Annotated in this window: 11 protein-coding genes; 4 read left to right on the top strand and 7 right to left on the bottom strand. The window is 67.4% G+C overall.

Translation table 11 applies throughout. The features are described 5' to 3' along the window. Positions 1–144: 144 nt before the first annotated feature. Entirely contained in the window at positions 145–1,017 is an 873-nt protein-coding gene (locus ACESMO_RS07950; protein ID WP_372707624.1) for an alpha/beta fold hydrolase, read from the bottom strand. Between the two features lie 15 nt (positions 1,018–1,032). Continuing rightward, positions 1,033–1,575: a D-glycero-alpha-D-manno-heptose-1,7-bisphosphate 7-phosphatase gene (locus tag ACESMO_RS07945; protein ID WP_372707623.1), complete on the bottom strand. Its 543-nt coding sequence runs from the start codon at positions 1,573–1,575 to the stop codon at positions 1,033–1,035. A gap of 175 nt (positions 1,576–1,750) precedes the next feature. Here ACESMO_RS07945 and ACESMO_RS07940 point away from each other — a divergent pair, with 175 nt between their 5' ends. Together ACESMO_RS07940 and ACESMO_RS07935 are read left to right on the top strand one after the other, a co-directional pair. Further along, the gene (locus tag ACESMO_RS07940; RefSeq protein WP_372707622.1) at positions 1,751–2,923 is read left to right on the top strand and encodes a DegT/DnrJ/EryC1/StrS family aminotransferase; all 1,173 of its coding nucleotides are present in this window, start codon (positions 1,751–1,753) and stop codon (positions 2,921–2,923) included. Continuing rightward, positions 2,920–3,855: a Gfo/Idh/MocA family protein gene (locus ACESMO_RS07935; protein ID WP_372707621.1), complete on the top strand. Its 936-nt coding sequence runs from the start codon at positions 2,920–2,922 to the stop codon at positions 3,853–3,855. The genes ACESMO_RS07940 and ACESMO_RS07935 overlap by 4 nt, the downstream gene beginning before the upstream one ends. A 33-nt stretch (positions 3,856–3,888) precedes the next feature. Here the strand turns inward: ACESMO_RS07935 and ACESMO_RS07930 are convergent, their stop codons facing one another. The 4 genes from ACESMO_RS07930 to ACESMO_RS07915 are packed head-to-tail and all read right to left on the bottom strand — an operon-like array spanning position 3,889 to position 6,086. Then, positions 3,889–4,296 carry a type II toxin-antitoxin system VapC family toxin gene (locus ACESMO_RS07930; protein WP_372707620.1) on the bottom strand — a complete coding sequence of 136 codons (408 nt, stop codon included), beginning with the start codon at positions 4,294–4,296 and terminating at the stop codon, positions 3,889–3,891. Further along, positions 4,293–4,586, bottom strand: a complete 294-nt coding sequence (locus tag ACESMO_RS07925) for a type II toxin-antitoxin system Phd/YefM family antitoxin (protein WP_372707619.1) — start codon at positions 4,584–4,586, stop codon at positions 4,293–4,295. Before ACESMO_RS07925 ends, ACESMO_RS07930 begins: the two co-directional genes overlap by 4 nt. A 9-nt stretch (positions 4,587–4,595) precedes the next feature. Then, the gene (locus tag ACESMO_RS07920; protein ID WP_372707618.1) at positions 4,596–5,078 is read right to left on the bottom strand and encodes a MaoC family dehydratase; all 483 of its coding nucleotides are present in this window, start codon (positions 5,076–5,078) and stop codon (positions 4,596–4,598) included. Between the two features lie 18 nt (positions 5,079–5,096). Then, a complete protein-coding gene (locus ACESMO_RS07915) occupies positions 5,097–6,086 on the bottom strand; it encodes a threonine/serine dehydratase (RefSeq protein WP_372707617.1) in 990 nt (329 codons plus the stop codon). Between the two features lie 120 nt (positions 6,087–6,206). On the opposite strand from ACESMO_RS07915, the gene glpK reads away from it, so the two are divergent. Then, positions 6,207–7,700 (top strand): glycerol kinase GlpK, encoded by a 1,494-nt coding sequence (gene glpK / locus ACESMO_RS07910; RefSeq protein WP_372707616.1) that lies wholly within the window; start codon positions 6,207–6,209, stop codon positions 7,698–7,700. Then, positions 7,697–8,791 (top strand): phosphotransferase family protein, encoded by a 1,095-nt coding sequence (locus ACESMO_RS07905; RefSeq protein WP_372707615.1) that lies wholly within the window; start codon positions 7,697–7,699, stop codon positions 8,789–8,791. The genes glpK and ACESMO_RS07905 overlap by 4 nt, the downstream gene beginning before the upstream one ends. 341 nt (positions 8,792–9,132) lie before the next feature. On the opposite strand, the gene ACESMO_RS07900 is transcribed toward ACESMO_RS07905, so the two are convergent. Beyond that, on the bottom strand, positions 9,133–9,882 hold the full coding sequence (locus tag ACESMO_RS07900; RefSeq protein ID WP_372707614.1) for a DUF1223 domain-containing protein: 750 nt from the start codon (positions 9,880–9,882) through the stop codon (positions 9,133–9,135). Between the last annotated feature and the right edge of the window lie 316 nt (positions 9,883–10,198).

Below are 10,198 nucleotides of genomic sequence, written 5' to 3'. Positions count from 1 at the left end.
GCGCGAGTCTGGCTGGACGAGCTGGAAGCGAATGTGCCGTGAGACGGGGTGGCGAGTGGCGAGTGAGTTATGGTGAATTGACGGCGCGCGGAGGGCTTCCCTGGTGGTTGTTCGAGCGATTGCTCACTCGCCACTCGCCACGCATTACGGCAACTCTGACAGGAACGGAAAGATCGCCGCCTTGGCCTGGGCTTCGTCCAGCATGGGCGCGTGGCCGACGCCTGAGACTTCGACATAATCCATTTTCGGGGCGCGTTTTCGCATCTTCGCCGCGATCTCGGGGCTGAGCAGGTCGGATGTCTCGCCGCGCACCAGCAGCACCGGACGATCCTTGGCCAGCCGGGTGAAGAAGGGCCAGAGGTTGGGGACCAGCGCCTTGGCACCCGCCGCGCGGATCGGCACGGCGATGTCGGGGTCATAGTTCAGGACCGGCGCGCCGTCTGTTCCGGTGGTGAAGGTGCGCCGCGCGAAGGCGTCCCAGTCCTTGTCGCCATAATGGGGGAAGGCGACGGCGTTGATGCCCTTCACATAGGCGGCGGCCGCGGCCCAGGTCGGGGTGTCCACGGCTTGGCCCGAATAGGCGGCGATCCGCATCAGGCCCTCTTTCGCCACCTCCGGGCCGATGTCGTTCAGGATGGCGGCGGCGATGACCTCGGACCGGATGGCGGCCAGGGCCATGGTGATCAGCCCGCCCATGGAGGTACCCATGAAGACGGCCCGCTCGATGCCCGACTGGTTCAACAGGGCCAGCACGTCCTGGGCATAGGTCGCGGGTTGGTAGGTCATGGGATCGGGCGCGCGATCCGACCGTCCCCGCCCCCGCATGTCCAGCGCCAGCAAGCGACGGCCCGACTGGGCGATCAACGGGGCGATATGGTCGAAATCGGCCGAGTTGCGGGTCAGGCCGTGGATGGCGATCATCGGCAGCTTCGCCGGACCGGCGGCGGCGGCGTAGTCGCGGGCGTAGAGGCTGAGGCCGTCAGCGGTGGTCCAGCGGCGGTCGATATATGTGGTCATGGCGCGACTCTTAATTCATCGCGCGGGGAAATCCACCGGCGCGGTTTCAGTGGCGAAAAGTTCGCGCACAAAGGCGTCCAGATCGCCGCCCTCGAATTGGAAACCGGGCACGCCGGCGCGGCGGGCCGCTTCCATGTCGGACGGCTGGTCGCCGATCATGAAGGACTTGGCCGGGTCGATGCGGTGGTCGGCGATGGCGCGCAGGATCATGCCCGGATTGGGCTTGCGGTCGGGATGGTCGGGATGACGATAGCGCTCGTCCCGGGCTTCGGCGTGGAAAGGGCAGGCGTAGACGGCACCGATCACCGCCCCTCTGGCCGCCAGACGACGGACGAGTAAAGCGTTGAAAGCTTTCATCTGGTCTTCGCTGAACAGACCCCGCGCCACGCCGGACTGGTTGGTCACGATGACGCACAGATAGCCGTGCTGGTTCAGGCGACGCACCGCCTCGGCCGCGCCGGGGGTCAAGCGGAGCTGGTCTTCCAGGTGGGGGTAGCCGGTGTCCTCGATCAACACGCCGTCGCGGTCGAGGAACACGGCGGGGACGCCGGTGGTCATGGGCCTTGCGAATAGGGCGCCGTACGCATCCGTTGCAACCCGTCACGCGAAGTGACCCTTTGACGTTTGTCGGACTCGCGACGGATTTGGTAGGAGGTGCCGCCACCCCGTCCGGCCGCCGCCCGACGCCGACCTGCTGCGGGCGCGGCCCGGACCGACCGGAGAGACGTTCGACATGACCATTGCCTTCATCGACCTTCAGGCCCAGCGCCTTCGCTTGAACGGCAAGATCGAGGCCGCGGTGCAGGAAGCCGTCGTCGGCGGGGCCTGGGTCATGGGTCCGCAGGTGCGCCAGTTCGAGGCGGATCTGGCCGCTTTCGGACAGGCGAAACATGCCCTGGGCTGCGCCAACGGCACCGACGCCCTGATCCTGCCGCTCATCGCCTGGGGCATCCGCACCGGCGATGCGGTCTTCTGTCCCAGTTTCACCTTTACGGCGACGGCCGAGGTCGTGCCCTGGCTGGGCGCAACGCCGGTCTTTGTCGATGTGGACTCCCGGACCTTCAACATGGACCCGGTCCAGCTGGAGGCGGCGATCGAGGCGACCCTGAAGGAGGGCCGACTCAAGCCCCGCGTGGTCATCGCCGTCGACTTGTTCGGCCAGCCCGCCGATTATCCGGCCATCAGGGCCATCTGTGACCGCTATGACCTCAAGCTGATCGCGGATTCGGCCCAGGGTTTCGGTTGCACCCTGAACGGCGACCATCCCATCAAATGGGCCGACATCACCACCACCAGCTTCTTCCCGGCCAAGCCCCTGGGCTGCTACGGCGACGGCGGGGCGGTGCTGACCGACGATGAAGACCTGGCCCAGGAAATGGACTCGCTGCGGGTGCACGGCAAGGTCGTCGCCAAGGATCTGAAGCCCGGCCAGAGCTTTGCTCACGATCCCAAATACCTGGCGATGCGCATCGGCATGAACAGCCGGCTCGACACCATCCAGGCTGCCGTCCTGATCGAGAAGTTGAAGGTCTTCGCTCAAGAGATCGAATGGCGCAACCGGGCGGCGGACATCTATGCCGGCGGCCTTGCGCCCCATGTCGCCAGCGTGCCCGCCGTGATCCAGGGCGGCGTCTCGATCTGGGCCCAGTATACGATCGAACACGAGAACCGCGACGGCCTCGCCGCGCATCTGAAGGCCCTCGGTGTGCCCACCGCCGTCTACTATCCTGTCCCCATGCACCTGCAGCCTGCCTATGCGCGGTTCTCCGGCGGGGCGGGGAGCCTGCCGGTCACCGAACGGCTCATGGACCGGGTGATCAGCCTGCCGATGCACGCCGACCTCGACGAGGCGACGCAGGACAGGGTCATCGCGGCGGTCGCCGGCTTCGCCCAAGGTCGCGCATGACCCAGAATCTCCCCCCCCTCAAGGTCGGTGTCGCCGGTGTCGGCGTCATGGGGCGCAATCACGCCCGTGTGCTGTCGGGCATCCGCGACTTCGACCTGATCGCCGTCTTCGATCCCGACACCGCAACGGCAGAGGGCGTCGCCGGCCTGTATGACGCCACGGCCTTCACCACGGCAGAGGACTTCATCGCCGCCGGTCTGGACGCCGCCGTGGTCTCAACGCCCAACCGGCACCACGCCGAACTGGGCGTGGCCCTGCTGGAGGCCGGGGTCCATGTGCTGGTCGAAAAGCCGATCGCCGCCACCATCGCCGACGCGCAGGCGTTGATCGACGCTGCCAAGTCAAACGACCGGGTGCTGATGGTCGGCCAGGTCGAGCGGTTCAATCCGGCGGTGGAGGCGGTCAAGCGCGCCATTGACGGCGACGACATCATCTCGATCCAGATCACCCGCGTCGGCCCGTTTCCGCCGCGCATGGGCGAGGTCGGGGTGGTCATCGACCTGGCGGTGCACGACATCGACATCATCCGCCACCTGACGGATTCCGAAGTGGTCGAGGTCCAGCCCCAGCTGGCGCGCACCAAGGCCGACCGCGAGGACACGGCCCTGCTGCAGTTTCGGCTGGCCAACGGGACCATCGCCCACATCACCACCAACTGGGTCACCCCCTACAAGGTACGGACCTTGCAGGTGGCAACGACGAACAAATTCGTGGTCGCCGACCTGATGACCCGTCAGGTCACGGAGTATTTCGGCCAGCAGCCCGACGGCTCCTACCAGACCCGCGCCGTCAACAGCTGGCCCGCCGAGCCGCTGAAGAAGGAACTGGAAGCCTTCGCCCACGCGATCCGCACCGGCGAACCGCCGGCGGTGACGGGCGAGGACGGGTTGCGCAATCTGGAAGTTGCGCTGAGGTGTCTGGGGGAGGGGTGACGCCCACGATCTGCATCGCGGACCATTCCGAGATCAGGGCCGGCTTGTCGGCACCGCCGGGGCAAGCGCACTGATAATATCCGTCTGCGCAAAGTCGTTGCCGACATAGAGCAGTGGACAGCCGTACGTCTCGGCCAGGGCGTAACTGAAGCTGTCGCCATAGTTCAGATAGGCCGCGTGGAAGCCTTTGCCCCAGCGCCGGTAGGCGTCGGCGGCTCGCTCGGCGAACGCTTGATCCACCGGAATGACTTCAAGGTTCAACTCGGCGAGGAAAGGCCGGATCGCCGCCTTGAACTCAGCGCGCGAACCCACGATCAGCGTTTCCGTCAGGGTCGCCGCAGAGATGATCAGGCGGTTGTCCAAAAGGGCGTCCATACAGGGTGGCCCCAAAGGCTGGCGTGCCAGAACCTCGATCAAGGCCGAACTATCGACGGCGATCACGCCGGAAGGCCGTCTTCATCGTAGAGAAAGTCCTGGCTTCGCGCGGCGTCGAAGTCAGCCGGCAGGTCGCCCACCATCGCCTGCGCGGCGCGGATGGCAGCAGCCCGCTCGTCGCGAGTTTTCTGGTTGGGCGTCCGGACGGGTGCCAGCCGGATCACCTCGCGGCCATGACGGGTCAGCACGACATGCTCGCCAGCTTCCGCGCGGCGGACGAGGTCTGTCAGCTGCGCCTTGGCGTCGGAGATCGAGACGTGGGTCATGTAGATATTATGGACCAGTTGATGGTCCATTTCAATCCGTCACCCGCCCACCACCTGCATCCCCAGCCATTCGGCGATCAGGGCCGGCTTGTCGGCGCCGTCGATCTCGACCGTGACCTCGTGCTTGAGCAACCAGCGCCCGCCGCCCTTGTCCTCGGCGGACAGGAGCTTGAACCGTCCCCGGACCTTCGATCCCGCCGGCACCGGCGCGAGGAAGCGCAGTTTGTCGAAGCCGTAGTTGACCCCCATCACCACCCCGTCGAGCGGCGGGACGGCGTCATAGGTCATGGCCGACAGCAGGCTGAGCGTCAGGAAACCGTGGGCGATGGTGCCTCCGAACGGGGGTTGCGCCGCGGCGACCGGGTCGATGTGGATGAACTGGCGGTCCTCGGTGATCTCGGCGAACGCGTCGATGCGGGCCTGATCGACGCTGATCCAGCGGCTGACGCCGACCTCGTGGCCGATCAGGCCGGGCAGGTCGGCGACGGGGGTGGGCGTATCCTTGCGTTCGGTGCGGCTCATGGTGTCAGGCTCCGGGTGTCAGGAAATGGGCGTGAAACGGTCTTCGATGATGGCGGCGAACAGGGCGGGATCGACGTTGCCGCCCGACAGGATGATGGCCGTGGTTCGGTCGCGCGCCTCGACCTGGCCCGAGAGCACCGCAGCCAGAGACACCGCTCCGCCGGGCTCGACAACCAGCTTCAGCTCGCGGAAGGCATAGCGCACCGCCTCGGCCACCTCGGCGTCCGACACCGTCTCAACCCGGTCGATGCGGCGGTTGATGGGGAAGGTCAGTTCGCCCGGCCTATCGGTCATCAGGGAGTCGCAGATGGTGCCGGGCGCGGGGGCGTGGGTTAGCCGCTCGTCCGCCGCGATCGACAGCTGCATGTCGTTATAGTCGCGCGGCTCGACCGCGATCACCGGGGTCTCGGGCGACAGGCTGGCCATGGCCAGGTTGATCCCGGCGATCATGCCGCCGCCCGAAGCGCCGCACACGAGCTGGTCGAGGCGCAGGTCCTGGGCCTCTACGTCTTCCATGATCTCCAGCCCGATTGTGCCCTGGCCCTCGATGACAAAGGGGTCGTCGAACGGGCGAACCAGAATCGAGCCGCGTGTCCGGGCGATCTCCTCGCCGATGGCCTCGCGGCTCTCGCTGTAGCGGTCGTATGTCCGCACCTCGCCGCCGAAGGCGATCACGCCCTCGACCTTCACCTTCGGGCTGTCGGTGGGCATGACGATTACCGCGCTGGTCTCCATCATCCGCGCGGCGCAGGCCACGGCCTGGGCGTGGTTGCCGGAGGAATAGGCCACGACGCCGCGCGTGACCTCATCCGGCGTCAGCCGGCTGATGCGGTTCCATGCCCCGCGGAATTTGAAGGCCCCGGCGCGTTGCAGGGTCTCAACCTTGATCAGCACGCGGCCGCCGACGCGCGCGTTCAGCGCCGGGCTTTCGATCAGCGGGGTGCGAACGGCATGGCCAAGCAACTGGCGGGCGGCGTCGCGGACGCCGTGATACGAAGCGGTGTGCATGGGCTGATCTAGCGCACGTAAGTGGCGGGTGGCGAGTGGCGAGTGAGGGAGTGATGGCCCTGTCACCGGCGACACCGGTCGATCCTTGCCTCGCCGCTCGCCACTCGCCACTAATCACTGATGAACCGCCTCATCCTCGCCATCGACCAAGGCACGACCTCCACCCGCGCCATCGCCTTCCAGCCCGCGCCCGAGGGCGGCCTGCAGCCCTTGGCGGTCGATCAGGTCGAACTGGCGCAACACTTTCCCCGATCCGGCTGGGTCGAGCATGACGCGGCCGAGATCTGGGACGCGACACTCAAGGTCTGTCGCGCTGTGATCGCGCAGGCGGGCGGCGCCGACCGGTTCGCAGCCATCGGCATCACCAATCAGCGCGAGACCTCGGTGATGTGGGACGCCGCGACCGGTGAGCCGCTGCACCGGGCCATCGTCTGGCAGGACCGGCGGACGGCTGACGCGACCGGCAGGCTGGCGGCGGCGGGACATGAGTCGATGGTGCAGGCTGCGACCGGCCTGATCCTCGACCCCTATTTCTCCGCCTCGAAATTCGCCTGGCTGCTGGACGCCGTGCCCGGCGCGCGGGCGCGGGCCGAGGCGGGCGAGGTCAAGGTCGGCACCATCGAAACCTGGCTGATATGGAAGCTGACTGGAGGGGCGAGCCATGTCACCGACGCCACCAACGCCAGCCGCACCTCGCTGATGGATCTGGCCACGCGGCAATGGCGGCCCGATCTGGCGGACCTGTTCGGAGTGCCCATGACGGCCCTGCCCCGGATATGCGGGTGCACGGATCATTTCGGCGACACATTGACCGACCTGCTTGGCGCGAGCCTTCCGATTCGCGGCGCGGCAGGGGACCAGCAGGCGGCTCTGGTCGGACACGGCGCGCTGAAGGCCGGGGACGCCAAGATCACCTATGGCACCGGGGCTTTTCTGGTCGCCAACGTCGGCACCGCGCCGGTGGCCTCAACCAGCCGCCTGCTGGGCACGTTGGGCTATGCGGTCGGCGGGACGGTCGCCTATGCGCTGGAAGGGTCGATCTTCTCTGCAGGGTCGGCGATCCAGTGGCTGCGCGATGGATTGAAGGCGCTGACCGACGCGGGCCAGTCCGAGGCGATGGCGGCGTCGTTGAAGGACAACGGCGGCGTCTATCTGGTTCCGGGCTTTACCGGTCTGGGCGCGCCGTGGTGGGAGCCGGAGGCGCGCGGAACCATCGTCGGCCTGACGCGGGATTCGGGACCGGCGCACATGGTCCGGGCCGCGCTGGAGAGCCTCGCCTACCAGACGCGCGATCTGCTGGACGCGCTGGCGGCGGACGGCGCACCACGCCTGTCGACGCTCAGGGTCGACGGCGGCGTCACAGCCAACGGCTTCGCCATGCAGTTCGTCGCCGACGTCTGCGAAATCACGGTCGAACGGCCGGCGTTTCAGGAGATGACGGCGTTGGGCGCGGCCAAACTGGCGGCGCTGGGCGTCGGCCTGATCGGCGATCTTGAGGACCATCCGGTCGAGCCGCCCACCGTCTGGAAGCCGAGCATGAGTAAGCCTGAAAGAGAGAGGCTGCTGAAGGGCTGGCGCGGGGCGGTGAAGGCCGCCATCATCGCCGCCCAATGACCGACACCGCCCTGAATGATCCGCAGTCGACCTTCTCCGGTACCCAGGAAGTGGATGCGCGCTATGCGCTGGACGAGGGCGCGCTGGACGTCTGGCTGTCGGCGAACCTCGAGGGCTATGCCGGGCCACTGACGGTGCGTCAGTTCAGGGGCGGCCAGTCCAATCCGACATATGAGCTGGTCACGCCGGGCCATGCTTATGTGCTGCGTCGCAAGCCGCCGGGGACGCTGCTGCCGAGCGCTCATGCGGTCGATCGCGAGTTCACGGTCATCTCGGCCCTGCACGCGCAAGCCTTCCCGGTCGCGCGGCCTTATGCACTGTGTACGGACGATGCCGTACTCGGTTCGATGTTTTACGTCATGGACAAGGTCGAGGGCCGTGTGCTGTGGGACCTGAAGCTGCCGGGCATGCAGCCCCACGAACGCCGGGCCATCTATGACGCCCAGGTGGACACGCTGGCGGCTTTGCACGCTTTCGACCCGGCGGCGATCGGGCTGTCGGACTATGGCCGGCCGGGCAATTATTTCGAGCGTCAGGTCGGGCGCTGGACCAAACAATACCGCGCCTCGGAGATCGAGCCGATCCCGGCGATGGAGCGGCTGATTGAGTTCCTGCCCGCGACCCTGCCGCCCCAAGGGCCGACGCGGATCGTCCACGGCGACTTCCGACTGGACAATCTGATCCTCGCGCCAGCCCTAGACCCGAGCGGCGTGACCGAGGTGCGGGCGGTGCTGGACTGGGAGTTGTCGACCCTGGGCGATCCGATGGCGGACTTTTCCTATCTGCTGATTGGGTGGGTCATTCCGGCGACGCAGCGGAACGGGCTGGCGGGGGCCGATCTGGAGGCGCTGGGCATCCCGACCGTGGAACAGATGGTTGAACGCTACGCGCGCCAGAGCGGGGGCACGGCGCCGACCAATCTGGACTGGCTGTTCGCCTACAACCTGTTCCGATTGGCGGCCATCTGTCAGGGCATTGCCGGGCGCGTTCGCGACGGCACGGCCGCGAGCAGCCACGCCCGCGGCATGGCGGCGCAGGTCCCGGCCCTGTCCGAGGGGGCATGGACGTTCGCCAGGCGCGCGGGCGCCTGAGAAGCGGCGAGCCTCCGTTGCCCAGCACCTGAACCCGCGTCCAGACGTTGCCCAGATTGGTGATGACTACCCTCATCTTGCCCGCGCGACGGGGCGCGACGTTGCAGACCGGATAGTGGTCGCCGCAGCCGTCGCGACAGAGCAGGGCTCCGCCGGCGTCATGGACGCTAAGGTCGATGTTGGTGTCGCCGTCACCGATGGCCGCGACGCGCAGTATTTCGCCGCCTATCCCCGTCCCGATCCGAACATCGCGTCCTACATCGCGCCCCGCGCTCGAGAGGGCGATCATGCACTGTCATCCCGAAAGGGAGGACAGGGATACTGACCGAAGCTGACGCCGGTCAGCGCTGGGGCAGGACGGCCCCGTTCAGGATGCGCCTGTCGGCCTTGGCCTGGACCAGAACGGCGACGGCCTGACCCGCGTCCGCCAGGGGCAGGGGATAGAGGACGGAGCGGCCGCCCCAGTCCCCCAGGACGCGAACCGATCGGACCACGTTGACATGACGCACGACGCGGCCGCGATTGTCGCCGCTGGCGATCTCCACCGTCTGCGAGCCGGGCGTGTAGAAGACGGCGACGACCTCGGCCCCGCCGTCCGGGGATCGACCGGAACCGACCCCGACGCTGTCGCCGGTGTCGCGGAATTCGATCTCGGGCGGGAAGACGCGCCGCGCCGCTTCCTCGTCAATGGCGGCCTGGAGGGCGTCGGCCTGCCCGCCCACGACCTGCCGGCGGCCGTCGATCACCACCTGGGGCGTCGAGACGTCGCGAAGGTGTAGGGGGCGGCGATAGTCGCGCTGACGCTGGGCGAACTCGGGCCGGGCGAAGGTATCGGGCCAGCCGAGGTAGTCCCAGTAGTCGACGGCATAGGTCAGGGCGATGACGCCCGGTTCGTCGGCTACGGCCTCGACGCGAGCGTTGGCTTCTGGGCAGCCGGTGCACCCCTGGGCGGTGAACAGCTCGACGATCACGGGTTCCGCAGGTGCCTCTCCACGCGCGCCGCGGACAGCCGACGGCTGGGCCGCAGAGGCCGCCGCCAGCAGACCGGCCGCGAGGGCCGCCACGGGAATGATCCAGCCCATCGTGCGCATGGCGGGCATCATAACCACGCGGCGTGGTCGCGCGCGCTTCATATTCCCGTGAAGCCAGAGCGAAATCCGCCTGGACGCGAAGGCGTCCAAACCCGGATTTCGCTCCAGGATCATGCTGAAGCCTGATTCACGGCATCGGCGGTATCGCGAAGCGATTCCTCCTCAACCGATCAGGCCCTAGAGCAGCCGCCCGCTGAGTTGAATCGAATGTGATCGAGCGGGGGATTCCCATCGGGTCCGAACCGTGAGTCCATGGGTCTTCTGATTGGGAGGCTATTATGGGCAAGGCGCGTTCGGACGATCTTCGGGAGCGTGT

Source organism: Brevundimonas sp. (genome assembly GCF_041688735.1).
Lineage (GTDB): Bacteria > Pseudomonadota > Alphaproteobacteria > Caulobacterales > Caulobacteraceae > Brevundimonas.
The sequence above is the reverse complement of the archived record's forward strand: the minus strand, read 5'-3'. Positions and strand labels throughout refer to the sequence as shown.

What these genes read in the sequence shown, in the direction of transcription:
- ACESMO_RS07950 (WP_372707624.1), bottom strand. Translation starts at nt 1,017, where the DNA reads ATGACCACATATATCGACCGCCGCTGGACCACCGCTGACGGCCTCAGC.
- ACESMO_RS07945 (WP_372707623.1), bottom strand. Translation starts at nt 1,575, where the DNA reads ATGACCACCGGCGTCCCCGCCGTGTTCCTCGACCGCGACGGCGTGTTG.
- ACESMO_RS07940 (WP_372707622.1), top strand. Translation starts at nt 1,751, where the DNA reads ATGACCATTGCCTTCATCGACCTTCAGGCCCAGCGCCTTCGCTTGAAC.
- ACESMO_RS07935 (WP_372707621.1), top strand. Translation starts at nt 2,920, where the DNA reads ATGACCCAGAATCTCCCCCCCCTCAAGGTCGGTGTCGCCGGTGTCGGC.
- ACESMO_RS07925 (WP_372707619.1), bottom strand. Translation starts at nt 4,586, where the DNA reads ATGGACCATCAACTGGTCCATAATATCTACATGACCCACGTCTCGATC.
- ACESMO_RS07920 (WP_372707618.1), bottom strand. Translation starts at nt 5,078, where the DNA reads ATGAGCCGCACCGAACGCAAGGATACGCCCACCCCCGTCGCCGACCTG.
- ACESMO_RS07915 (WP_372707617.1), bottom strand. Translation starts at nt 6,086, where the DNA reads ATGCACACCGCTTCGTATCACGGCGTCCGCGACGCCGCCCGCCAGTTG.
- glpK (WP_372707616.1), top strand. Translation starts at nt 6,207, where the DNA reads ATGAACCGCCTCATCCTCGCCATCGACCAAGGCACGACCTCCACCCGC.
- ACESMO_RS07905 (WP_372707615.1), top strand. Translation starts at nt 7,697, where the DNA reads ATGACCGACACCGCCCTGAATGATCCGCAGTCGACCTTCTCCGGTACC.
- ACESMO_RS07900 (WP_372707614.1), bottom strand. Translation starts at nt 9,882, where the DNA reads ATGCGCACGATGGGCTGGATCATTCCCGTGGCGGCCCTCGCGGCCGGT.